Origin of the sequence: Thermoflavimicrobium dichotomicum (genome assembly GCF_900114055.1) — a bacterium.
Classification (GTDB): Bacteria; Bacillota; Bacilli; order Thermoactinomycetales; family Thermoactinomycetaceae; genus Thermoflavimicrobium; species Thermoflavimicrobium dichotomicum.
In genome coordinates, this window is the sequence record NZ_FORR01000026.1 from 1 (window position 1) to 23849 (window position 23849).

General features: G+C 41.3%; 21 protein-coding genes, 1 rRNA gene and 2 pseudogenes. 8 read left to right on the plus strand and 16 right to left on the minus strand.

Going from position 1 to position 23849, the window contains the following annotated elements; genetic code table 11:
- The 6 genes from BMZ78_RS16710 to BMZ78_RS18920 form a co-directional block, all read right to left on the minus strand.
- Positions 1-91, minus strand: a 16S ribosomal RNA gene (locus tag BMZ78_RS16710); the annotation flags it as partial.
- A gap of 426 nt (positions 92-517) precedes the next feature.
- A complete protein-coding gene (locus tag BMZ78_RS16715) occupies positions 518-1006 on the minus strand; it encodes an acyl-CoA thioesterase (RefSeq protein WP_093231548.1) in 489 nt (162 codons plus the stop codon).
- Positions 1007-1601: 595 nt separating this feature from the next.
- Positions 1602-1922: a hypothetical protein gene (locus BMZ78_RS16720; protein WP_093231549.1), complete on the minus strand. Its 321-nt coding sequence runs from the start codon at positions 1920-1922 to the stop codon at positions 1602-1604.
- A 329-nt stretch (positions 1923-2251) separates the two neighbouring features.
- A complete protein-coding gene (locus BMZ78_RS16725) occupies positions 2252-2542 on the minus strand; it encodes a hypothetical protein (protein WP_093231550.1) in 291 nt (96 codons plus the stop codon).
- 661 nt (positions 2543-3203) lie between these two features.
- On the minus strand, positions 3204-3740 hold the full coding sequence (locus tag BMZ78_RS16730) for a helix-turn-helix transcriptional regulator (RefSeq protein ID WP_175482536.1): 537 nt from the start codon (positions 3738-3740) through the stop codon (positions 3204-3206).
- Between the two features lie 4 nt (positions 3741-3744).
- Positions 3745-4308 (minus strand): DUF6932 family protein, encoded by a 564-nt coding sequence (locus BMZ78_RS18920; RefSeq protein ID WP_093231552.1) that lies wholly within the window; start codon positions 4306-4308, stop codon positions 3745-3747.
- Between the two features lie 59 nt (positions 4309-4367).
- Here BMZ78_RS18920 and BMZ78_RS19235 point away from each other — a divergent pair.
- A pseudogene (locus tag BMZ78_RS19235) lies at positions 4368-4613 on the plus strand (recombinase family protein); the annotation flags it as partial.
- A gap of 255 nt (positions 4614-4868) precedes the next feature.
- Here the strand turns inward: BMZ78_RS19235 and BMZ78_RS19425 are convergent.
- Both BMZ78_RS19425 and BMZ78_RS19430 read right to left on the minus strand, forming a co-directional pair.
- Positions 4869-5003, minus strand: a complete 135-nt coding sequence (locus BMZ78_RS19425; protein WP_281244589.1) for a hypothetical protein — start codon at positions 5001-5003, stop codon at positions 4869-4871.
- 20 nt (positions 5004-5023) lie between these two features.
- Complete coding sequence (locus BMZ78_RS19430) at positions 5024-5152, minus strand: hypothetical protein (protein WP_281244590.1); 129 nt, start codon at positions 5150-5152, stop codon at positions 5024-5026.
- A gap of 924 nt (positions 5153-6076) precedes the next feature.
- Here BMZ78_RS19430 and BMZ78_RS16755 point away from each other — a divergent pair.
- Positions 6077-8476, plus strand: coding sequence for a penicillin acylase family protein (locus BMZ78_RS16755; RefSeq protein ID WP_093231556.1), 2400 nt, complete (start codon positions 6077-6079; stop codon positions 8474-8476).
- 122 nt (positions 8477-8598) lie between these two features.
- A complete protein-coding gene (locus BMZ78_RS16760; protein ID WP_093231557.1) occupies positions 8599-9081 on the plus strand; it encodes a DUF5680 domain-containing protein in 483 nt (160 codons plus the stop codon).
- A gap of 44 nt (positions 9082-9125) precedes the next feature.
- Here the strand turns inward: BMZ78_RS16760 and BMZ78_RS16765 are convergent, their stop codons facing one another.
- The 5 genes from BMZ78_RS16765 to BMZ78_RS16785 form a co-directional block, all read right to left on the minus strand.
- A complete protein-coding gene (locus tag BMZ78_RS16765; protein WP_093231558.1) occupies positions 9126-10025 on the minus strand; it encodes a DMT family transporter in 900 nt (299 codons plus the stop codon).
- A gap of 160 nt (positions 10026-10185) precedes the next feature.
- Positions 10186-11553, minus strand: coding sequence for an ammonium transporter (locus tag BMZ78_RS16770; RefSeq protein WP_093231559.1), 1368 nt, complete (start codon positions 11551-11553; stop codon positions 10186-10188).
- Positions 11554-11802: 249 nt separating this feature from the next.
- Positions 11803-12330 (minus strand): hypothetical protein, encoded by a 528-nt coding sequence (locus tag BMZ78_RS16775; RefSeq protein ID WP_093231560.1) that lies wholly within the window; start codon positions 12328-12330, stop codon positions 11803-11805.
- A 356-nt stretch (positions 12331-12686) separates the two neighbouring features.
- Entirely contained in the window at positions 12687-13586 is a 900-nt protein-coding gene (locus BMZ78_RS16780; protein ID WP_093231561.1) for a BadF/BadG/BcrA/BcrD ATPase family protein, read from the minus strand.
- A gap of 68 nt (positions 13587-13654) precedes the next feature.
- Positions 13655-13963, minus strand: a complete 309-nt coding sequence (locus BMZ78_RS16785; RefSeq protein ID WP_093231562.1) for a PTS sugar transporter subunit IIB — start codon at positions 13961-13963, stop codon at positions 13655-13657.
- A 363-nt stretch (positions 13964-14326) separates the two neighbouring features.
- Between BMZ78_RS16785 and BMZ78_RS16790 the strand changes: the two genes are divergently transcribed.
- The gene (locus BMZ78_RS16790) at positions 14327-15613 is read left to right on the plus strand and encodes a PTS sugar transporter subunit IIC (protein WP_093231563.1); all 1287 of its coding nucleotides are present in this window, start codon (positions 14327-14329) and stop codon (positions 15611-15613) included.
- A 201-nt stretch (positions 15614-15814) separates the two neighbouring features.
- Here the strand turns inward: BMZ78_RS16790 and BMZ78_RS16795 are convergent, their stop codons facing one another.
- The 3 genes from BMZ78_RS16795 to BMZ78_RS16805 all read right to left on the minus strand — a co-directional run bounded on the left by BMZ78_RS16795 (position 15815) and on the right by BMZ78_RS16805 (position 19746).
- Positions 15815-16585 (minus strand): 3-hydroxybutyrate dehydrogenase, encoded by a 771-nt coding sequence (locus tag BMZ78_RS16795; protein WP_093231564.1) that lies wholly within the window; start codon positions 16583-16585, stop codon positions 15815-15817.
- A gap of 112 nt (positions 16586-16697) precedes the next feature.
- On the minus strand, positions 16698-18116 hold the full coding sequence (locus tag BMZ78_RS16800) for a GntP family permease (RefSeq protein ID WP_093231565.1): 1419 nt from the start codon (positions 18114-18116) through the stop codon (positions 16698-16700).
- A gap of 235 nt (positions 18117-18351) precedes the next feature.
- The gene (locus tag BMZ78_RS16805) at positions 18352-19746 is read right to left on the minus strand and encodes a sigma-54 interaction domain-containing protein (RefSeq protein WP_093231566.1); all 1395 of its coding nucleotides are present in this window, start codon (positions 19744-19746) and stop codon (positions 18352-18354) included.
- Positions 19747-20053: 307 nt separating this feature from the next.
- On the opposite strand from BMZ78_RS16805, the gene BMZ78_RS16810 reads away from it, so the two are divergent.
- From BMZ78_RS16810 to BMZ78_RS16825, 4 genes and pseudogenes are all read left to right on the plus strand, one after another.
- Positions 20054-20482, plus strand: coding sequence for a MerR family transcriptional regulator (locus BMZ78_RS16810; RefSeq protein WP_093231567.1), 429 nt, complete (start codon positions 20054-20056; stop codon positions 20480-20482).
- A gap of 7 nt (positions 20483-20489) precedes the next feature.
- On the plus strand, positions 20490-21689 hold the full coding sequence (locus BMZ78_RS16815) for an MFS transporter (protein ID WP_425263948.1): 1200 nt from the start codon (positions 20490-20492) through the stop codon (positions 21687-21689).
- Positions 21690-22036: 347 nt separating this feature from the next.
- Positions 22037-22686, plus strand: a pseudogene (locus BMZ78_RS19020) (RNA ligase family protein).
- Entirely contained in the window at positions 22683-23843 is a 1161-nt protein-coding gene (locus tag BMZ78_RS16825; RefSeq protein WP_217645025.1) for an AAA family ATPase, read from the plus strand. The pseudogene BMZ78_RS19020 and the gene BMZ78_RS16825 overlap by 4 nt, the downstream one beginning before the upstream one ends.
- Positions 23844-23849 lie beyond the last annotated feature (6 nt).

The window sequence follows — 23849 nt, forward strand, 5'->3', positions numbered from 1 at the left end:
TTATTTCCCGAAGGAAATAACCCCGCTCGACTTGCATGTATTAGGCACGCCGCCAGCGTTCATCCTGAGCCAGGATCAAACTCTCCAAAAAAGTTCAATTCGACTCAAAAGAATCACGGGTCATGCTTCACTCTTCAGTTTTCAAGGAACACTTACATGTTGAATTTAATCCTATCTATTTCATGCACACGCTCTTGAAGAGCGGCGATAAATAATATAACACTTTCCATTTATAAAGTCAATACTTTTTATCTGTATTTATTTATCATACTTCATCGAATCAGGTTCTACCATTCTCCAAACGAAGCGATTTTTTTGTAATATCAGAAATCAACCATGGATCTTACAGATATGCCACCAGCTTTTTTGTAGTTGTTCGGGCCTTTTATGTCGATGCATCTCGGAGCCCCCGAATTACCAATATATTCTCTCTTCCTTGTTCAAATGACTCAATCTTTACAGAGTAACTATGAAAAAAAGCAGTCCCAAAACCTGCAGAACTGCTTCTTTCCCTCATCTATAATTCAAGAAAGCTCTCAAATTCCTTTTTACTTTGATGTCTGCGTTCTCTTCTTGCAACAGCCGTCTCAAATAACCACTTTTCCTCTTCCGTCTCCGGAATAATTTGGGGAACAGAAGAGGGCTTCCCGTTTTCATCAATAGCAACAAACGTTAAAAATGAGGTAGTTGTCAATTTTTTCACTTGTGTCTTCGGATTCTCCGAAGTGACTCTGACGAAAACTTCCATTGAAGTTTTACCCGTCCACGTCACAAATGACTCTAATGTCAAAATATCTCCAAGTTTAGCTGGATTAATAAAATGGACAGAATCAATAGAAGCGGTAACCACCAGTTTTTGAGCATGACGCATTGCGGAAATGGCGCCCACTTCGTCAATCAAAGCCATTACTTTTCCACCAAAAATGGTTCCATGCTGGTTGGTGTCAGGAGGTAAAACAAGTCCCGTTTTAATTACCCTTGACTCTGATACAGTGCGTGATTCCATTGGCTACTTCTCCCTTACTACCATGCAATATATAAATCCATCAGTTGTTTAAATTATACCAAATTGTTCCGGTATTATACCTATCCTCTCTTAAATTGGCGATCCATTAATTATATGAAGGCATGAAATTCATAAACGGATTAGATTGACCATGGATCAGTCAGAAATAAGGGGATTTCTTTTCCGGCCTCTGTATCATCTGTCCCTGAGACCGACGAACCGAAAACAGGTGAGCCACTTCAAATCGAAGCAAGCAAAGGGAGACGGTGATCCACTCCCTATTATCAACTAGAAGGGAAGCACCGTGGGGATTATGAATACAATGAGAACATAGTTTGGACATACTGGTGTGAAGTGTGTCAAGAGATCATAGCGACACAGAGCAGAGTATGGAAAAAGCCCGTTTGTCATGCGTGTGGATCAAAGGACATTCATGAAGATTGGCATTTTGCATGGGATTGAGAGCGGCTTTCACTTCAGCCGCTCTTTTTTTTCAACTACTCAAAATTGAAAGTCAGGGTGGCTACTTTACGCTCGGAATAATAGAAAGGGCTTGTCTCGCAATCTTGGCAATCTTCGATGACGGAGATTCTTGTTATTTTTTGATCTTTTTATTCTCGTACCACTTAACTATATCCTGAACAACCTCGCTATACTTTTCTTCGTCATAATTTTGGACAAGGTATCTATCTCTGAATATTCGCAAACACCCTCCCTCTCTTGTCTTGTCGGTTATTTTTACTCTCAAATATGGACGCGCTGCTCTCATTCTTGCAATATGTACATGATACTCCCCATTTTCAGTCGTCCAGCCAGATTCGTATGTTGATTTAGTGAAAAGCTTATTATAAAAAGGGTACGCCGCCGCAGCCGCAATTCCACCTACGATCGGTGCGATCCAGTTTATATCGCTCATAGTTTTTTCCTCCTTGGATATAGTTATTTCAAAATTTTAATGCATATTTCCAGGTAGATCCATAGACTTCACTATTTTTTCGATAAAATCCTAGTCCTAAGGGGTATCGCAGTAATATAAAAAAATCCCACGCTAAGCCTGGAAACCGTTCATTTTGAGCGGGATCGCATTCGTTAAGAATCGATCTGTGATGAAAAAAACAAGGGATAGTTGTCCGTATCTCATAAGGGGTAATACCAGCGAACGTGTCATTACCCGCAAAGTAGATTCCAAGTTACATGGGGTTTAATTTAGACCAAACATGTGTATATGGGGTGGATGTGTGTACATCACCCTTCTTTCCTTTTAAACCCAAACCAATTCAAAACCTTAACAACTGCCTGATACACAAGAAGAAAAGGAAATATCAATATGACAAACTCTTCATCCATAATAGTATCAAATAAATTTCTTACCTCGAACAACCAACCAATCAGAAACATAGAGATAATAATTAATAAGAAATCAAGAAACATACTTTTTAGATCAAAGTCAACAAAGTCAATGAGTAGATAATAAACAGAATAAATAAGTAGGCTAAAAGAAATTAAAAACAAAACAACATCCAGTAATTTTCTCAAATATAAACTACTCCTTTCACATAAAGATACTACAATTTGTGCTGAAAACGACAGAAAAGCGAATATTTAGAGTAGCAAAGAGAAATAGTAGAAGCTCCAGGGATTCGCGTTCCTGGGGCTAGACAATTATACGCTCGCAAAATTTGCATACGCTTAATCATTTTATCACATTTTGTTCCAGAGGGAGTATCTGGCGCTGTTTTGATATAATAATGACAGGTTAAATTATTTTCCTTTCAAAACTCAGTGCCTTGCTGAGTTTTTCTTTTTATCCATTCGGCGGATCACCTGCACTTGATGTTTTAGCTTGAGAGCTGTTTAAAACAAACCCTGCCAAGTATTGTTTTTATGGATCAAGCCAACAATGCCGGTGTTTATCACAAAACAAATGGCTCCATAATCTAACACCTTTTGAATCTTGACCTTAACTGAATCCGCTTCTATGCGGAAATAAAGGCGAATGCTGTTTCTCCATCAACTCTTCAATCCTTAGGTCAATCGACATGTCTTTCTCCTCCTCTACCCTCTTTTTTGATTTTGCCATATCCTTCTATATCATGTTCAATGCTTTTGCTATAAAATCTACGTTTTGGCCAGGAACCCTAAAACAAGAATGAAAGAAATAAAATAGACGTGGTTCATAAACCACGTCTAAAACTTTTTAACCAGCTTGTCTTTTTTCTTCACTTGTTGCAGCCATCTCATCTTTGGTATTGCTCATTTCCTGCATAGCGAATCGCCGTTTGTTCATAAATTCCCCATAGTTTGGATCAGAATATCCCGGTACAATCGTAATCTTTTCAACACCTAACACCTGTAGGATTTCATTAAGTTTGGAGAAGGGCAAACCCTGATATTCAAATCGTTCATATTTCTGTATTTGTTCCAAAGTGAATCCGACTTTTTTAGCAAGCTCTTCTTGTGAGAGTCCTCTCCATATCCGAAGTCGGATGAGATGTTTGCCAATCTGATCCAACATCACATTCTCTTTATCAAATTCACCGTTCTTTACTCTCTCATATTCTTCTACATCCCATTTTACGTCATCGTACATCATAAATCGGTAGGTCAGGAATTGTTCAATATACCCATCATCTTTTCCTTTGGCTTTTAACTCTTTACACAGCTTCTCACGATCACTTGTCATATGGGCTAGACTTTCTTTCTGACGTAAATACTGTTCTTCCGACAGTATCATTTTATCACCCCTGAATGAGTTTAATAATCCCCTTTTCAATCCCATCACGGTCATAAGTGAAAAACTCTTCGAACTTAAGCAGTTTTCCATCCTTCATTTCATACGCATACATACAGCCTGGAAATAACTCGATATTAAAATGGAACCACATCTCCGGTTTTAGTTTCCTGTCACTATTTCTCCTTCTTCTAAACCAATTCCAAACAGGATATGGATAATCCATCAGGGAGTCTAATTCATGTGCCAGAAGCACAAGCTGTTCAAACCGTTCTTCTTTATCATCAGTTCCTATTTCATATGGAAACCAAGCGTCAATGTCACTGGGATGACCCTTAATGGTAACAAATGAGCCATCTAAGTAAACACATTCGATCCCAAATTGCCAAAGAGGTCGGACTAAGATTTCTAGGTTGTTGACCAAGTTCCATCTCCATGCTTCGTTCCATAGCAGATTCATTCCATCGCCATGGACTAAGATCGATTCTTTGAGTTCATTGATAGTTAGTTCATGGTCTCCGGGTTCTAAGTATCCAAGTTCGTTAAATCTAAGCAATGTCCTCACTTCCATTTTATCCTCTTAAGCCCATCATATAACTTCTCGAATAACAAGGAAACTTCCTTTAACATAAGAGGAAGAAAATTAGTCAACGACAATTGGAAGGCATTGCACTTGCCAAATCCCAAGGAAAACATCTTGGACGACCCAAAATGGATTTATCTACCCTCACCAAAGAACAAAGAAAGATCTTAGATGAAATCTATCCGAAATGGAAAGCTGGTGAGATTACAGCTGCTAAGTTCATGCAATTGATCGGACTCAAAAAAAGTACATTTTATAAGATTATGAAGGAATATGAGAATAAGGAGGTTTAATCATGTTCAATCCATTTACGAACATCTCTAAAACGAACCCCCGTTTCCTCTAAAGAAACAGGGGTTTATGTGTTTGGTAGTATAAGTTTTTGATGTCTTTTTCGATGAGTTCAAGCCCTAATTCATTAGATAATTGCTCAAGCAAAGGGGTATAATATTTCTCTTCAAAAATACTTAATATATCTGAGGAATTGATTATCCACTCTTTAGAAAATTCATGAGAAAACTCCTCTAAATGATCCTTGTATCGTTTTATCAAATACTTCTCAATAACTCTTTCGAAATCGCAATCGCTAAATGGGTTTTGCCAAGTCCATAAGAGTTATAGGTTTGTGATAGCTCTCTTCTTCGAATTGGGTCATTCTCTAAACGAATCTCACTTTCTCCCAATCTCTGCGAGCATCCCCAAACTATTTCTCCTTGTCTACAATGTCATCGAATTGCTCCACATACTCTTTTGCCACATCAAACAATATTTGCTGGAACTGTTCTTCGATAAATTCTTCTGGGATCATGACAGACCGGAATTTTCTTTGCATATTCTCTTGAATCAAGAATTCACATGATCGAGCGGTGTTGCTTTCTTCATTGATGATGTATTTTTGATCCTTGCACTCTTTACATGGCATAACTCGATGTTTTTTGATTCGCTCGATTCGCTGCTCAACTCTTCCATTCTGGGTAAAGCCTGTTTCACGTACTATAGAACAACTCTAATATGGGATTATCATTTACTGGTTCATATTAAACATTACTAACACCCAGATGTTCTCCTAACATATAAGCGTAAGTTGTTTTGCCTATTCCAAACATACCTGCAAAACAAATCATAATAAGCTCCTTTCTTTTTAAGAAAACCCCTTCGGAACCGAATCGAAGGGCGTATCATACCTCCTATTAGTTGGAATTCGGTAAGACTTTAATATACCTTTTTTATCCCAATTTTGAAGGGTCTTAACAGTAATAACAACTCACTCATTTGTTTTGGTAAATAATGCTTCTATATTTCTTTATCATACAACATTTTTGTACATTCATTATTTTTATATAAATTAGTTAACTGTTTTTATCTCCTTCCTTGTACACTATAACCATGAGCTATAAATCGTTCCGAATGAATTGATCAATCTGTTGGAAAAAGGGTCTAAAATGGAAAAATTGTGTTACAGAAATTTACAAAGAGTATGAGTAGTTGAAAAATAACTTTCACTGAGTGCAAACATCTGACAATTCCCTATGGAATCGGTGCAGGACTCGGATGTGGAGATTGGAATGAGATATTGAATGTGATCGAAAAAGTGTCAAATCAGTTTTATCGTGATATTTATCTGTATAAGTTAGATCCTCTACGAAAACAACAACTCCACCAACCTTGCCCATGAGATCTTTTCTTGTAACACCTGTCTATGAAATTAATATAAAATAATGATTAATAATATTTTTATATAAAAAGGTTGGTTGAAATGCTTGATACATCTATTCAAAAAAGAAATCCTTTGAAAAAATGGCTCTCTATCCTCTTGATTTGTTTGCTTGGTCTTCTCGTCTTTTCAGGATTGACTGGCTACTGGTTCCTGGCAAAACGTTTACCTCAACAAAGTGGAGAAATCCATATCAAAGGATTGCAAGATTCTGTCAACGTTTGGCGAGATCAGCAAGGCGTCCCACACATTGAAGCCAAAAATGTGCATGATTTATTTAAAGTACAGGGATATATAACTGCACAGGACCGTCTCTTCCAAATGGATTTGAGTCGTCGCCAGGCTTCTGGGGAATTAAGTGAAGTGATTGGCAACAAGACAGTGAACCAGGATCGCTTCTTTCGAACCTTGGGACTGCGTAGAGCGGCTGAAGCTTCTTATTCCCGATATCCAAAAGAATATCAGACCTATCTTCAGGATTATGCGGATGGGGTCAATGCATTTATTGAACAAGCAAAAGCGGAAGGAAACTTGCCGATCGAATTTACAATACTCGGTTATGAACCAAAACCTTGGACACCATTGGATTCCCTTACGATTGGCAAATATATGGCTTATGATCTGGGTGGACACTGGGAAGGACAGGCTTTTCGTTCCTATCTGTTACAGAAGTTTCCGAAAGAAAAAGCAATGGACCTCTTTCCAGCTTACCCAGCACAAGCACCTGATATTATTGAAAAATTGCAGACCCACTCTGTCGATATTGCCAAAAGCTTTGCATTTGCCGTTACTCCTCACGAATTCAATGGCAGTAATAACTGGGTCATATCCGGAAAGAAAAGCGCTTCCAACAAGCCATTGCTAGCCAATGATCCTCACCTGGGTTTAGCCACACCCGCCATCTGGTATGAGACCCATCTGAAAGCACCTTCATTTGAAGTCAGCGGTGTTATTTTCGCAGGAGTACCTGGGATTATTGTTGGCCACACCCGTCATATCGCTTGGGGAGTAACAAATGTGGGGCCTGATGTGCAAGATCTCTATATTGAAAAGAGAAATCCAAAAAACAAAAACCAGTTCTTGTATCAGGGAAAATGGGAAAATGCAAAAATCATTCATGAACGGATCAAAGTAAAAGATGGAAAAGATATTGTCTTAACCGTACAGGTTACAAGGCATGGTCCTATCATTTCTGAATTCGCTCATCATCAAAAACCCGATACAGCCATCGCACTAAAATGGACCGCATTGGAACCAACTACCGAATTGCAAGCCGTCTTATTGTTTCCCCGGTCCAAAAACTGGAATGAATTCAAACAAGCTTTGACATATTTCCATGCTCCTGCACAAAACTTTGTCTTTGCTTCAACTGATGGAACCATTGCTTATCGGGCCAATGGAAAAATACCCATTCGAAAAAAAGGCGACAGCATGTTACCCGTCCCTGGTTGGACAGACGAATATGAATGGAAAGGATATATTCCATGGGATGAGCTGCCTACTCTTGTGAATCCGCAGCAAGGTTGGATTGCGACAGCCAATAACCGAGTGGTGGATCAACAGTATCCCTATCATCTAACCCATACCTGGGCTGAACCTTATCGGCAGCAACGTATTATCGAGGTGCTTAACCAGAAAGAAAAATTAACAGTAGAAGACATGAGAAAATTGCAAGTTGACTCTTTCAATCTGCAAGCCAAAGAGTTTCTCCCCCTGTTTATCCAGCAGTGGGAAAAACAGCAATCCAGGCTTAGAGCCATTGATCAACAAGCTCTCCAGTTATTGAAAAAGTGGAATTACCAAGATGATAAAGAACTCGGCGCTCCACTTGTTTTTCACATTTTAATGAAAAAGATACCCGCTGTGCTGTTCCAAGGACAAATTGAACCAGAGATGGACAAACTATTCGATGGAAAAGATGCGATCGTCTCTCAATTGATACGTAACGATGCCCAAGGAAAACCAGGCCCCTGGATCAGAGAGAAAGGTGGGCTGGCCAACGTGTTATTAGAAGCTTTTCAGAAAACCAATGACCATATTGCCCAATTGCAAGGAAGTGATCCATCCAAGTGGAAGTGGGGAACCTTCCATCAGATTTCATTTGCTCATCCTCTCGCTGCAGTCAAACCGCTTGATTTGCTTTTCAATCCTGCATCCGCACCATTAAGCGGAAGCCATGTTACGGTTGGAGCGGCCGGATGGGATGCACAGACCGGACAAGTCAATCATGGCGCTTCGTGGCGGACGGTCGTTGATCTCTCCAAACCTGAAGAGAGTTGGAATGTTGTTGGCCCCGGTCAATCCGGACAGGTACTTAGCCCTTGGTATGATAACCAAATAGACGACTGGATTAACGGCAGACAGCACTTAACAACCATGGATGAAAAGAAATATCGAACAAATGGGAATCACCTGATCTTTCGACCAACAAAATATGAATGAATAACCTATTATTGAAAGGTGTAAAAAAGCTTCCTTTTCTGCAGTTTCACAACAGAAACGGAAAAGGAAGCTCCATTCTAATAATGAAGCTTCGTTATTTGATCCTTCAGGAGGAATCTCACATGTCCCACCCGTTTGATCTTCAGGAGTTTATTCATTTCCTCGTTCAGGCGAAACGAAGTACATACGCTTCAGGTGCTAATGATACTTCGCCGATCTTGCCTGCATCATCCCAGTTCGAATACACAAAAAGCCCATTCTTCTATCGCGACATATATTTTGGATCCAGCCGATTTACTGGCCAAGAAATCGTTTATTATCAGGAGAAACCGGTTTGGTCAATGAATTACTATGGCGGAATCACATCACAGATAAAAGACCTCAACGAAATATCCAAAATATACCGTATATTAAAGGAAGCGCTACAACTTGTCGATGAGAATGCTCCATTTCGCGGTCCCAAGCAATGGATAAAAGGCCAACATCTATATAGTAACCACTATCAAGGAGATATCGAGTCTTTTCATGGATCGGAACATATGAAATGTATGTGTACAGGCATTTCCATTTATTCTCTCCATTATCATGGTGGTTTTCTAAAATAACAGGCTGAGAAGAGCTCTCTCGCTCTTTTCAGCCTTCCATTTGTTTAAGCTGCTTTTTGTGGGGCTGATTTGGGTTCAAACAGGAACAGCCATACTCCCATAATCGATAAAGCTCCACCGATCAGATGGAACAGGGTCATGGTTTCTCCCAATAAAAAATAAGCCAAAACGGTTGAACCAACCGGTTCACCTAATATACTTACCGATATGGTTGTCGCACTGACATATTGCATTAACCAATTGAATAATCCATGTCCAAAAATAGTAGGAACGAGTGCCAATAAAAGAAAAACAATCCATTCATTCTTTGGATAATGAATCATTTCATACCCCATATATGCATTATAAAAAAATAAAACGACTGAAGCGATTGCAAATACCAGCACATTATATAATAGCGGAGACATGCGTTTATTCAGCTCTTGGCCTGCCAGCACATAAAAGGAAACGGCCAATGTCCCAATAATGGATAAGAAATCACCATATAACGCCGTTGAAGACAATTCAATATCTCCCCATCCAACCAAAACGGTCCCTAACATCGCAATCAGCATACTGATGATTCCTTTAACATGGGTACGTTCTTTAAAAATAAAATAAGCGCCAATCATCACAAAAATCGGTTGCAGAACAAGAAGAATCGTCGAACTGGCTACAGAAGTATACTTTAACGATCCAATCCAAAATAGAAAATGAAGGCCCAAAAATAAACCAGCCAGACCCAGCTTAAAGAAGTCACGCTTCTTAACCTGACGTAACTGTTGAACATGTTTTTTTCGTAAGAAAGGAAGCATGATGATAATCGAAAAAAACAGGCGATGCATGCCCATCACCGCCGCTGGAGCATGAGACCATTTAATAAAAATAGCCGAAAAAGACACTGCAACAATCCCTATAAACAAAACAAGGACTGGTGGAACCGGGCAACGTACGGATGTGTTCATTTCAACATCACCTACATCATCAGAAACTAGTCATACATAACTGGATCTACCTTTTCATTCTACTATATTTCAAATCAGTAAACGATTAAAAAAAATCACTCTCCACATTGGAGAGCGAAATGATGAAAAACAACTATATCCTCTTACTTTGATCGATTTTCTAGTCAACTGCATCTACCAACAATGGATCCCTCTTTTGTGATGTTTTTCTTCTATTTAATATTTTCTCTTTGTGACCAAAGCCTTCTCTTAAGCCTGACCCTTCATTCCATTTGATTAAGAAAACATGTTCTGGATAACCATAGCTACCATGTTCACTCAAGTCAAGCCCCGACAATTCTTCCTCTTTGGAAACACGTAAACCCATGACTTTATCAATCACCCACAAAATGATGAAAGACACCAACGCCACATATATCGTAGCAATGGCCACCCCCAAGGCTTGTACTCCGAGCTGCTTCCATCCGCCACCATAAAACAATCCAGCACTTCCCACTCCTACCTTTTGCACAAGAACCGGTGTTGCAAACAGTCCAGTTGAAAGACTTCCCCACATACCAGCCACACCATGAACAGAGATGGCTCCAACGGGATCATCGATCTTCTGTTTTTCCAGATAGTACATGGACAGTACTGCCAACACACCTGCCACTGCTCCAATCACCACAGCAGCCCAAGTTTCAACAAAGGCACAAGCTGCTGTAATTGCAACCAAAGCCGCCAGCATACCATTAAGAATCATCGAAATATTGGCCTTTCGAGTAAGCCATACCGAAAGTCCCAAAGCCGCAACTGCCCCAGCTCCTGCAGCCAAATTGGTTGTCAGAGCGATGTATCCAAAAAACCCTTCCTTTGCTGTCAGTGTACTTCCTGGATTAAATCCAAACCATCCCAACCAAATCAATAGCACGCCTAATACCGTATACACCTGGTTATGTCCCGGCATCGTATTGGATGTACCATCTGAGCTAAATCGTCCGATCCGTGGTTTCAACAACATTGTAGCAACAAGTGCTGCTACTCCTCCCTGTAAATGCACCACAGTCGAACCGGCAAAATCCTGTTTGCCCAACGCATGTAACCAACCATCTGCTCCCCAAATCCAATGTCCGATCACTGGATAGATCAAAATACTGTATAGCAAACCAAAAAGGATGTACACACCTAATTTGGCCCGCTCGGCAAATCCGCCCCACACAATCGCCAAGGAAGCAGCCAGAAAAGATAATTGATATAAGTATGAAATTTCAACCGGTAAAGCCCCGGCTTCTTGTGGTATATTTAAAAACCAACCATTTGTACCGATCCATATGCCGTCTCCAAAAGTAAGACCATATCCTGCAACCCAAAAAGCCAATGCCGCAATCGAAATGCTAATGACTTGCTTCACCGCTATATGCCCTGCATTTTTCATTCGTGTAGAACCTGCTTCTAGCAGCACAAATCCAGCCTGCATGAAAAAGACGAACACCGCACACATCAGAATAAACACCGCATCGACCGCTAATGAAACATCTGCCACTTTCATGGTATCCCTCCCAAGATTGATGTTAACTTTCTTAACATATCTTTATTTATGAATGATATTAACATAAAAATATATGCCATTTCAAGTCTATATGTAAAATAAGTTGACATGATAACAACCTCTTATGTAAGTTATATTAACAATAAAAACACCTCTTTATTTTTGCGGGACATCGTCCCAAAAATAAAGAGGTGCCAATTTCGATTCTATTTTGACTATAATCCGCTAAAAACCGTATCGAATAGAAACCTAATTCTTCTGCGTATCGGAAATGACACTCCCCAAAATTCCATCGACCAAAGCAATCCACAAAGTAGCCAAGAACAAAGTTTTGAAAACAGTTCCTATCACATTCTGAAACTTGCAAAATGATTTGTTCTTATAACGCCGACTAACCAAAAGCAATATAATAGACCAAAAAGGATGAGAAAATAATAGAAAAACGGCAATAACCAATAAACTGATCGCTATCATTCCATATCGATCGACAGTCGGTACCAATGTAGAGGGGAGCTTTCCAAAACCTTGACAGAAATTGCAATCTCCATATTTTTCAATCGTTGCCCTGGCACTACTTCCCCCAACCCATCCATCGACATATCCCGTTGTATACAGTTTTGTTCCAGTTCCTCTACACTCCGGGCAATGAGCCTCGCCTTTATATAGACGTACTTTACTTCTTCCAGCAGTCCAACGAAGAAATCCAATTAATGCTTTTATCATTATAACTGAAAAAAAGAAACTAGTTAAAAATGCAATTTTTAAACTAGCATGCATTGATGATCCTCCTGTACCTATCCCTAAACCATTTTTCAATTAAAAATCCACAACAAATTCATACTTTAGGCAATGTAAATAATAAACATCCTATCATCACTTGTCTAGTATATAAATTTATAATATTAAACGAATTACTAAATAAATATCGACAATTATTTTAATAAAAAATAAAAAAACACTTTCTTCAAGAAAATTGAAAGAAAGTGCTCCTGTTTGAAATCGCTCATTCATTTATATACATGTTTTACTAAAAAACACCTCATGGTGCAATTGATAACCATGCGGTGTTTGATGATCCCAATCAAAGCTGACAGATCCAACCTATGAAAAAAATCAATGAGGCTATATGACCATCAAGGATGAATCTCCTGCAGAGCCAGATAATAACCACCTTTGGCAGATGATACCTGATTGGAAATGATTTGTGCTTCGGGAACCGCCCGTAGTACTTCCTGTACAAATATTTCTTGAACGCGAGGAATTTTCTGTAAAACACTCCCGCTCATGGCAACTGTTACTTGCTCACTAAATCCCAATTTTCTCCAACAATGAATCGTTATATGTGCCAAATGCTTGCCAGCCTGTTGTAAAATTTGCAAAGCACGTGAATCTCCCTCGTTGGCTGCTTCCACCACAACTGGAACCAGAGCAGCGATTTCCCCTTTTGAAGAGGCGTAAACAGGTCCTATGATTTTCCGTGCTTCTTTAACCTTTAAATAAGACAGCAATTTTCTGCTCAACAAGCTGGGTTCTTTATCCGTTTCATCTTCATAAATCAATTGGCGCAATGCTTCGATGGCGATCCAGTATCCACTCCCCTCATCTCCCAATAAATTTCCCCAACCGCCTGTAAACACGGACTTTCCATGATGAACTCCAAAACAGACCGACCCTGTTCCGGAAATCGTCAGAATCCCATCCTTTCCTTCCAAAGCAGCTGCATGGGCAATTCGCGCGTCATTGACAATGAAAAATGGAATACCAAAGTGTTGACTTAAAGCAGCTTTCAACTGATCGCGATGACTTCCGCTCTCAATACCCGCTAACCCCAAGTACATATAGATACAGGTACCTGACTTCACTTCCTGCATACATATCTGAATCGCTTCTATAATATGGCCAATCGCCTGTTTGGCTCCCATCAGGACATTGGCAAAACCGCTGACACCTCGCCCCAACTCACGGCCAGCCAGGTCAAATGCGACTGCTTCGGTTTTGGTTCCACCACCATCAACGCCAATTACATAATTCATTGGTCAGTAACTTCCTTTTTATGGTTTTTCGAAATTTCTTCTACCCATTTTGAGCAAGATTTCACTCTTCATGTATTTCTTTGATGTTTACGAATCAGGTCTAATAATTGTGGAGCACCGAGTGGCGTATAACCCATAGGCGGAATCAATTCGACGGGTTTCCCCAAACGTTTACCCACTTCCTGAAAAAATGGCAAACGATGCCTGACTTGTGGTGCCACCAATCCTAAATCATATTGGGGCAACTCTGCTTCAAATTCATGAGATCCAACGGCATTGATTTCCAAAGCAAAGCCCTGTTTTTCGGCCTCTTTTTTAATCGAATTCACCACAAAAGAGCTCGACATTCCGCCTGAGCACACCATTAGTACTTTCATCGCACATCTCCTCTTAAAGGCATCATCGTTATCAAGATTTATTCATTCATTAAAAAATGAAATCGTTTACAATTTTATATTAATTCATATTCTACTGTCTGTCTATATCATCTTTTCAGAAAAGCACTTGCAATCTATGAGGTTATAAAACCTGATCACAAAGAGAAGCCACAGAAACTCCTTTCTTATGTATCTCACCCTGGATGGGCAAGATTTTCAACAGAAATAAATATAAAAAAGTTATTATAACTCATTCTCTTGTACTAAATAAGTGAATAAATTTTGAAATAATACTAGACTATTTATTATAAAGTGATATAATATTCTAAAATGAAAACGTTTTCTTGTGCAGGGAGGTATAAGATGAACGCATTTATGAACTGGGTGGAAACCAAAATGATGCCACCCATGGCAAGGATTGCTGAGCAGAGACATTTACGCGCTATTCGTGATGGAATTATTGCTACCCTTCCTCTCATTATAGTCGGTTCTTTCTTTTTGATTATTGCCAATCCTCCAGTTGAAAGCTGGGCAAAAGCGATTGCCCCCTATAAGCCCAAGATTGTCATTCCTTATTATCTTTCTTTGGGGATGATGGCCTTATATGCTTCATTTGCCATGGGGCGAAACCTGGCCAAATCGTATGGGCTGGATGGAATTATCGGTGGACTCTTAACGACTGCTACCTTTATTATGGCCTTTATTCCTGTCAATCTCGATGATAAACTGCCCAAAGGTGAAGGGCTTGGCATGTTACTCCCCATCAATTACATGGGTGGAAAAGGGCTGTTCATCGCCATTCTAGCGATGATATTGGCTGTGGAAACCCTGCGTTTAATGAAAAGGATTGGAGCAACGATCAAAATGCCCGAATCCGTTCCTGCGTCGGTATCACGTTCTTTTGAAGCTTTAGTCCCGGCGGCAGTCATTGTCTTGATTATGTGGATCATCCGTGTATGGTTGGAAATTGACATTCCTGAAGTATTGAAAATGATCTTCAAGCCCTTAGGTATATTTGCTGGAAACACATTTCTCGGCGCCCTGATTCCTGTCCTCTTTATCATGCTACTCTGGTCCACAGGAATTCATGGTGATGCTGTTGTAGGTACATTCTTCCACCCGATCTGGCTAACTTTATTGGATGAAAATGCTGCCGCCCTGGCCGCTGGAAAAGAAATGCCCAATATGATCGTTGAGCCTTTCTTCCAATGGTTTGTTTTTATAGGCGGATCTGGTACAACCATTTCCCTTGTCTTTTTCCTGCTCTTCTCTAAATCCCAGTATTTGAAACAAGTGGGGCGACTCTCGATCATCCCCGGAATCTTTAATATTAACGAACCCGTTTCCTTTGGGGTGCCGATGGTGATGAACCCCATCATGTTCATTCCTTTCATTCTGACTCCGATCGCTTGTACCATTACAACCTATATCGCCTACTCACTGGATCTGGTCAACCGGATTGCCCTACTGCCTCCATGGACTTTACCAGCTCCCATCGGAGCATTCCTGGCTACCGGTGGAGACTGGCGAGCCATTGTCCTGCTCTTGATCAATATCGTTCTTGCTGGCCTCATCTACTATCCATTTTTCAAAGCCTATGAAAAGAAAATGGTTGAAGAAGAAAGCAAAGGGGATGCAGCAAGCGAATGATTGGACAAAGCCGATCCGTTTTTCAGGGATCGGCTTTCTTGTTTAACTGTCCATTTTCCACTTGAATTATGATGAAAAAACCGCCAACAGCATTGCGGCGGTTTTGGCAACATAGGAAGCATTTTTCCTATAACATCGATTTTCCTAAAACCAACCTTACTTTCATGAAACTACATGGGTGACCAGCTTGCGGAAGACCTTTTACCAACCCCCAGAAACACTAATCTCTTCTCCCGTCACACCCGCAGCCAGATCAGAAGCCAGATATACTGCACAAGCGGCAATCTCTTCTGGCTTGATAAACCGCTTAAGCGCTTGCTTGTTCAACAGATGTTTGTGCAATGCTTCATCTTGGGAAATCCCTTCGGTTTCGGATAACTTTTGCAACTGATTGCGAATCAGAGGTGTATCCACTACTCCTGGCAGGATGCAATTCACCGTGATGCCATCATCAGCGGTCTCCAATGCAACCGTACGTGACAATCCAACCAGACCATGCTTGGATGCGATATATGCGGATTTAAATGGAGATGCTGTTTTCCCGTGAACAGAGGAAATATTAATGATTCGACCATATTGTTGTTTCTTCATCCAGGGGACTGTATGTTTGATCAATAGAAATGGCCCTGTTAACATGACCCCGATTAAATAATTCCACTTCTCCAGCGGGAAATCTTCCACTTTATCGATATGTTGCAAACCCGCATTATTGACGATAATATCAATACTTCCTCTTTTTTCAATCACCGTCTCTACCAACCGCTTTACCTGTCCTTCATCGGTAATGTCAACTGCATAGGCGGATGCTTCATTGCCCGTTTCCTGGCTTAATTGCTTGGCCGCCTGGATTGCTCCTTCTTCATTAATGTCGACAATCACGACATGATCTCCCTCGCGTGCAAATGCCTGCGCAATGGCAAAACCAATCGTTCCTGCTGCTCCCGTTACAATCACTGTTCTTTGTTTGTTCATCTTTCCCCATCCTTTCTGATGTCAGCTTGTGGACAAAGCATTCATTATATGCCGGTTTTCCTTTTCCGGTCGTTCAACTGGAAAAGGAAAACCGGGTTTGTCATTGTAGTGTTTATACCCAACCTGTCAGTAAAGCTAAAACGATCATAACGGGTACGACCAATGTTTTAATCACCGTAATCGCAAAAATATCTCCATACGACTGGCGATGAGTCAAACCACAAATCGCCAGCAAGGTAATCACGGCTCCGTTATGCGGAAGAGTGTCCATGCCACCTGCTGCCATCGAAGCGATCCGGTGCAATAGTTCAGGATCAATGCCTGCTGCATTGGCCCATTCCAAATATTTCACTCCCATCGTATCCAGGGCAATGCTCATGCCGCCCGAAGCAGATCCTGTAATTCCGGCTAGAATATTAATGGAAAGGGCCTCGGAGACAAGCGGGCTGGTTTTCATTTGCAACAGGAAGTCGGAAATGACTTTAAAACCGGGCATGGTTGTTATGACATTTCCAAACCCTACTTCTGATGCTGTATTCATAATCGCCAACAATGAACCCATCGTCCCCGCTGTCAGCGTATGGGCCAAGTTTAGCCTGGATGAATGGGAATAAGATGACGAATCGTTTTTGTTTTTCCGCCAATAGGAGAAATAAATGACCATGGCAAATGAAATCCCTAAAATCAGTGCCAAAATCAAAGACCAAATCCCTAATACCTGCTTAATATTTAATCCTTCATATTGCTTGAGCAATGAATCGGGATACCAACCAGGCAGTACCCAGTAAGTAAATACAGCATTTCCTGCCAAAACCAGAATTAATGGTACAAGAGATAACCAAAAGTTGGGCAATACCTCTCCTTCCCGAATCTCCGGTTCATTTTGATGGTCCACTCCATATCCTTCTCCAGCCGCCACCAGTTTGTTCTTTCTTCGGTACAGCCACCACAAACCAAGTCCTGCAACCAACAATCCCCCAACCGTTCCTGTCACAGGAGCTGCAAATGCAGTCGTTTTGTAATAGGCGGTTGGAATGATATTCTGGATTTGGGGTGTACCAGGCAATGCATCCATTGTAAAGGTAAAGGAACCTAACGCAATTGTTGCCGGTATCAACCGTTTAGGAATATTGGCTTCCCGAAACAGAGCTGCGGCAAATGGATAGACGGCAAAAGCAACTACAAACAGGCTGACTCCACCATAAGTAAGTACCGCACAAGTAAGCACGACAGCCAAAATCGCCTGGTTTTTTCCAAAAGTTTGCGTCAATCCACGCGCGATGGATCGAGCTGCTCCACTGTCCTCCATCACTTTTCCAAAGATCGCTCCGAGTAAAAAGATAGGGAAATAAAGTTTTACATACCCTACAGCTTTCACCATAAAGACTTCCGTATAGGTAGGTAATAAGGGAAGACCCGACAGAAGTCCGGCAAGTACAGCAAATACAGGAGCAAATAAAATGACTGGATAGCCCCGGTAAGCGATAAAGATCAATAATCCCAGTGATAAAAAGATCGCAATTACATCCAATCAAATCCCTCCTCATCATATGAAAGCGGTTACAAACATAAAGATAAAAGCCTTTTCATCCATGGACTCACTGAGAATTAAGTGCAAGATCGATGCCAAATGGGTTGAAGGCTTTTTATAGGCAAGCACTGTCCAAAAAATTGGACACATCCCGCAAATTCTGCAAACAAAAAAAGGGCTGCTCGCCCTTTGCTTGCAGTCTATTTTTTTAGATGATGAGTCTAAATTTTTGGACTCAATAAGTCGAATATAATTGATATTTTTTCAACTTATTATAAAAGCTGGCCCGACTGATTCCCAACAATCGGATTGCTTGCTCCCGATCCCCTTGCGTGATTTTTAAAATGCATTGGATATGATCTCGTTCCGCCTGTTCAATAGCCATGCGCAAAGAATAATGGTGGTGATCTCTGGATTGATGGGTAATGAAATGATAAGGAAGGTGCTCTTTCTGTATGACACTTCCCTCCATCATATGCAACGAACGTTCCAATACATTTCGCAACTCACGGATATTCCCAGGCCAATGGTAGGATAGAAGACATTCCATCGCTTCGGGCGTGATCCCTTTTGCATAGATCCCAATCTCATGCGCCAGCTGTTCCAGCAAGTGATGGGTTAACTCTGGAATATCTTCTTTTCTTTCCCGAAGAGGAGGCAATGTAATCGTTACCACGTTCAACCGATAATACAGATCTTCACGAAAGCGGTTTTCCTTGACCATCTGCTCCAGATTCCGATTGCTGGCTGCAATAATGCGGACATCGACTTTGATGGGATGTACTGCTCCTACTGGCTCGATTTCTTTTTCTTGCAGCACGCGCAATAGCTTCGCCTGCATGGGTAAAGACAGCTCGCCAATTTCGTCAAGGAAAATGCTTCCACGATGCGCCATCTCAAATTTTCCTTTTCTACCCCCACGTACGGCTCCTGTAAAAGCGCCTTCAGCGTAACCGAATAAAACCGATTCGAGCAAACTCTCTGGGATCGCTGCACAATTCACCTTGACAAAGGGTCCGAGACGCCTTCGGCTCAATTGGTGAATCGCATGCGCCAGCATTTCTTTTCCCGTCCCACTTTCACCCCCGATAAATACTGTCGTATCACTGGTTGCCACTCTTTTGGCCATCTGTTTTACTTTTTGCATAGCGGGACTGTTGCCAATCATATCATCCAAACTGTACCGTACTCCCGCATGTTTCAAGAGTTCACCCTTATAATAGTTGAGCTCTTCTTCCAATTGTTGCACTCGTTCTGACAATGCATACAGTTCCTTTACATCTTGAAACAGGACTTTCCCCACTACTGCCACGAGTTGGCCGTCCTGAATGATCGGAATACGGTGAACCAACATGTTTCCACCGCGAATTTGCTGAACTTGGGCCAATTCCGCCTTTCCCGTTTGAGCAACAATATGCATACGTGTATTTTCAATCACTTCTGTTACATGCCGTCCAATCACCTCATTCACTTGAACTCTTAAAAACTTGGCATATGTTTCATTCATCATCAAAATGAATCCTTGTTTATCGGTAATCACAATTCCCTCATAAGCATTCTCAAAAGCTGCTTTCATCAATTCATAAGCTTCTAAAAGGTGTTGCGGTTCTTTTTCTTCTGCATGATGCATATCAACACCCCTTCTACACTTTATAATTTACAAAAAATAAGGTATCTTTAAAATATTGATTGGAAATGGAGGTATTTCCATGTATTCATATCGTACCAAAAGAATGAATGCATGAATACTCTCACACTTACGCCAAAGGGCAAGATACGGGAGTTTCTCATCTGTTAACCTTCCACAGCCCTTGATGAATGTGCTTGCCACTTTACAAGCTAGATCACCATCCAACCAGGAGGCAAATCTTTTTTCTATAAAATTAACGTTTACGTAAACGTTAATTATTTTGTATAATAAAACTCTGGGGGTGAAAATGATGTATCAAATTGATGAAGTAGCCAAAAAAACAGGATTGACCAAACGAGCCTTGAGATATTATGAAGAGTTGGGCTTAGTGACTCCTTCAGGCCGGACTGAGGGAGGTTATCGCCTCTACACGGAACAAGATATCCAACAAATCCTGCACTTGAAAAACCTTAGAGATTTACTGGGCATTTCGTTAGCAGAAATCAAGGAATTGATGATTTTGGAGAAAAAATACCAAGAATTAAAAGAAAACTACTTCCAAAAAAACAGTATATCCGAACGCCTTGAATTGTTGAAACAACTGGAAGAAACGCTCAATATCCAACAAAAGCAATTACAGGAAAAAGTGGAAAAAATGACGCGAATGATCCAAGAGAACAATCAAAAGCTAAAACGGATCCAAACAAAACGAAAGGAATTGGAAAGAGGAGTGTGAATGAAAATTGAAGGAGATCCAGCATTCGCTCGAACATGAAGATCACTCACTCAAAAGCATATTAAGACAGCCAAAAGCAGCTTGGGCAGTCGCATTTGCCTGTGTAGTTGCTTTTATGGGATTGGGCCTGGTCGATCCTATCCTGCCTGCAATCGCAAAACAGCTTCATGCCACCCCCAGTCAAGTATCGCTTCTTTTTACCAGCTATATGTTGGTAACAGGGATCGCTATGTTGATTACAGGTTGGACATCGAGTCGGATCGGAATCAAATGGACACTGCTCCTGGGACTCATCCTCATCATTCTATTTTCTTTCCTGGGTGGATTTTCCCATACCGTTAACGAAATTATCTGGTATCGGGCAGGCTGGGGATTGGGAAACGCCCTCTTCATTTCTACTGCACTGGCCGCCATTGTAACAGTAGCGACTGGTGGAACAGCTGGAGCCATTATTTTGTTTGAGGCAGCGATTGGTCTGGGAATGTCTGTGGGGCCACTTCTTGGCGGCGGGCTTGGCAGCATCAGCTGGCGCGGGCCTTTCTTTGGTGTAGCAGGATTAATGGCGATTGGTTTTCTGGCTATTTTGCTTCTCTTACAGGGAGTACCCAAACCGAAACGCCGCAGTTCCCTTCTTGATCCATTTAGAGCTTTAGGCCATCGTGGTTTATTTATCCTGGCTCTTGCATCCTTGACTTACAACTTTGGCTTTTTTACGTTGCTCGCTTTCTCTCCCTTTGTCCTTCACATGGACGAACATGGGTTAGGGCTTGTTTTCTTTTTCTGGGGTATTTTACTTGCCATTACTTCTGTCATCATCGCCCCCAAACTTCAGGAACGATATCATTCACTTCCGATTATGTATGTCATGCTTAGCTTCCTTGCTTTGGATTTGGCTATGATGGGCTTCGGCGTAGAAAATCATACCATATTGGTAGTAGCCATTGTGTTGGCTGGTGGCTTTTTAGGCATTATGAACACGGTTCTTACAACAGTCGTCATGAATGTATCACCTTTTGAACGTTCCATTGCTTCATCTGCTTACAGTTTTGTTCGTTTTACGGGTGGTGCGATCGCACCTTGGCTCGCCGGAAAACTGGCGGAATGGTTCAATCCAGCGATTCCTTTTTATGTTGGAGCCATTGCAGTAATTATCAGTATCATTACACTGATGTCAGGCAAACGCCATCTGATGCATATTGACTCCTAATCGCCTTCCTTTTCAGGAAGGTTGACATGATTTTGCGAAAAATTATTAAATGGATAAAGAATATCAATTCAGATTGTTGACAAAGTATCCGTTTTATACCGGTTTTCCTTTTCCGTTTCACTCCCGTTGCTTAAAAACGAGCAAGAAGTCGTTCAACTGGAAAAGGAAAACCGGGTTTGTCAACAGCCTCATCCAATTAAAGTACTTAGGTGAAAATCATGACCTCCATTTACAAATATCCACGCACCCCTCATATTGAAGGGTCTGGATTGCAAAAAGGCGATGAAGATCTGGATATCGTACCTTATACTTCCTTAAAGGGATCTTATCTTGTGATCGAAGAAAAAATGGATGGAGCTAACTGCGGCATCAGTTTTACGTCTGATGGCCAGCTTTTACTGCAAAGTCGTGGACATTTTCTGACAGGCGGAAACCGTGAGCGTCAATTTCATCTCTTGAAAAGCTGGGCTTACCGTTATGCAAGGGAGCTTTGGTCCTTGTTAGGTGACCGATGTACGGAGAATGGCTTTATGCCAAACATACGGTATTCTATACGGATCTTCCGCACTATTTTTTGGAGTTTGATATTTATGATAGACAGCGGCAGGTCTTTCTTTCGACTGCAGAACGGAGAAACATGTTACAATCCGCTCCCTTTATCGTCTCTGTAAAAGTTTTGCATGAAGGACAAGCTCCTTCATACAAAAAACTGAAACAACTTATCGGTTCTTCGCAATTTATTTCCCAAGACTTTTTGGACCAGTTACATCAAGTAGCAATATTCAATGGCCTTTCGCCGGAACAAGTGATGAAAGAGACAGACACCAGTGGTCTCATGGAAGGTCTTTATATCAAAAAAGAAGAAAATGGAATCGTCACAGGTCGATATAAATATATTCGAGCCGGTTTTATCCAAACCATCCTCAGCTCCCAAAGTCATTGGATGGAACGTCCCATCTTGCCCAATCAACTGCAAAAAGGAGTGACCCTTTTTTGAAAAAAGCCATCCAGCAAATCACCTGGACCTTTCCATTTGCCCCTTCTTCACATCCTTTCGAAGTCGATTGGGATGCCATGACTTCCCAATACGGCTGGCTTCAAGCACTGAAAGGCATTTCACAAGATCCCGCTTACCACGCCGAAGGGGATGTATATACCCATACCCGGATGGTTGTAGAAGAACTGATGAAATTACACGAATGGCAAAAACGTTCCGCTACCGAACAGTCCATATTATTTGCTGCTGCTCTCTTGCATGATGTAGCCAAGCCGGTTTGTACACGTCAAGAAGTTGATGGGCGCATTTCCTCACGTGGACATGCCAAACAGGGTGCGATAATGGCCCGGCAAATTTTGTGGAATTTGTCCACTCCAATCTTGATACGTGAGGCTATCGTTTCTCTCATCCGTTTTCATGGCCTGCCATTATGGTTCTTGGAAAAAGCCGATCCAGAAAAAGCGGTTTTCGCGGCCAGTTTGCAAATCCCATTGGATTGGGTGGCACTACTGGCCGAAGCCGATGTGCGAGGAAGAATCTGCGATGATCAGCAGGAATTGCTCACACGCATTCAATTGTTTCGGGAGTTTTGTCAAGAGCATCATTGCTACACTCATCCCCGCTCCTTCCCATCTGCTCATGCACGTTTTCGGTATTTTTATGGATTACAGGCAGACCCCTGTTACTCTCCTTATCTTCAGCCGACATTTGAAGTCATCATGATGGCAGGTTTACCCGGCGCCGGAAAAGATACATGGATTCACCGGCACGGGCGGGATTTGCCAGTGATTTCACTGGACCATATTCGTGAACAATACCATATCTCACCTGAAAATGCTCAAGGGAAAGTCATTCAACTCGCCAGGGAACAGGCCAAAGAATATCTCCGGCAGAAACAATCTTTCATCTGGAATGCCACCAACATAACCCAACATATTCGCAAACCATTGATTCAACTTTTTGCCTCTTATGGTGCCAGCATTCGAATCATCTACCTGGACACCCCACCATCGGTTGTCCTGGAACGTAACCATCAACGAAAAAAGCCGGTTCCAGACCATGTCATTCGCAAGCTCGTTTCCAGGCTGGAAGTCCCTCATCTCGATGAAGCACATCAAGTGGATTGGATTTCCTTGGGACACATGTCAAGAAAATAGCAAAAC

Coding starts and splice junctions, on each gene's coding strand:
- BMZ78_RS16715 (WP_093231548.1), bottom strand. CDS start 1,006: ATGGAATCACGCACTGTATCAGAGTCAAGGGTAATTAAAACGGGACTT.
- BMZ78_RS16720 (WP_093231549.1), bottom strand. CDS start 1,922: ATGAGCGATATAAACTGGATCGCACCGATCGTAGGTGGAATTGCGGCT.
- BMZ78_RS16730 (WP_175482536.1), bottom strand. CDS start 3,740: ATGATACTGTCGGAAGAACAGTATTTACGTCAGAAAGAAAGTCTAGCC.
- BMZ78_RS18920 (WP_093231552.1), bottom strand. CDS start 4,308: ATGGAAGTGAGGACATTGCTTAGATTTAACGAACTTGGATACTTAGAA.
- BMZ78_RS19430 (WP_281244590.1), bottom strand. CDS start 5,152: ATGCAAAGAAAATTCCGGTCTGTCATGATCCCAGAAGAATTTATCGAA.
- BMZ78_RS16755 (WP_093231556.1), top strand. CDS start 6,077: ATGCTTGATACATCTATTCAAAAAAGAAATCCTTTGAAAAAATGGCTC.
- BMZ78_RS16760 (WP_093231557.1), top strand. CDS start 8,599: ATGTCCCACCCGTTTGATCTTCAGGAGTTTATTCATTTCCTCGTTCAG.
- BMZ78_RS16765 (WP_093231558.1), bottom strand. CDS start 10,025: ATGAACACATCCGTACGTTGCCCGGTTCCACCAGTCCTTGTTTTGTTT.
- BMZ78_RS16770 (WP_093231559.1), bottom strand. CDS start 11,553: ATGAAAGTGGCAGATGTTTCATTAGCGGTCGATGCGGTGTTTATTCTG.
- BMZ78_RS16775 (WP_093231560.1), bottom strand. CDS start 12,330: ATGCATGCTAGTTTAAAAATTGCATTTTTAACTAGTTTCTTTTTTTCA.
- BMZ78_RS16780 (WP_093231561.1), bottom strand. CDS start 13,586: ATGAATTATGTAATTGGCGTTGATGGTGGTGGAACCAAAACCGAAGCA.
- BMZ78_RS16785 (WP_093231562.1), bottom strand. CDS start 13,963: ATGAAAGTACTAATGGTGTGCTCAGGCGGAATGTCGAGCTCTTTTGTG.
- BMZ78_RS16790 (WP_093231563.1), top strand. CDS start 14,327: ATGAACGCATTTATGAACTGGGTGGAAACCAAAATGATGCCACCCATG.
- BMZ78_RS16795 (WP_093231564.1), bottom strand. CDS start 16,585: ATGAACAAACAAAGAACAGTGATTGTAACGGGAGCAGCAGGAACGATT.
- BMZ78_RS16805 (WP_093231566.1), bottom strand. CDS start 19,746: ATGCATCATGCAGAAGAAAAAGAACCGCAACACCTTTTAGAAGCTTAT.
- BMZ78_RS16810 (WP_093231567.1), top strand. CDS start 20,054: ATGATGTATCAAATTGATGAAGTAGCCAAAAAAACAGGATTGACCAAA.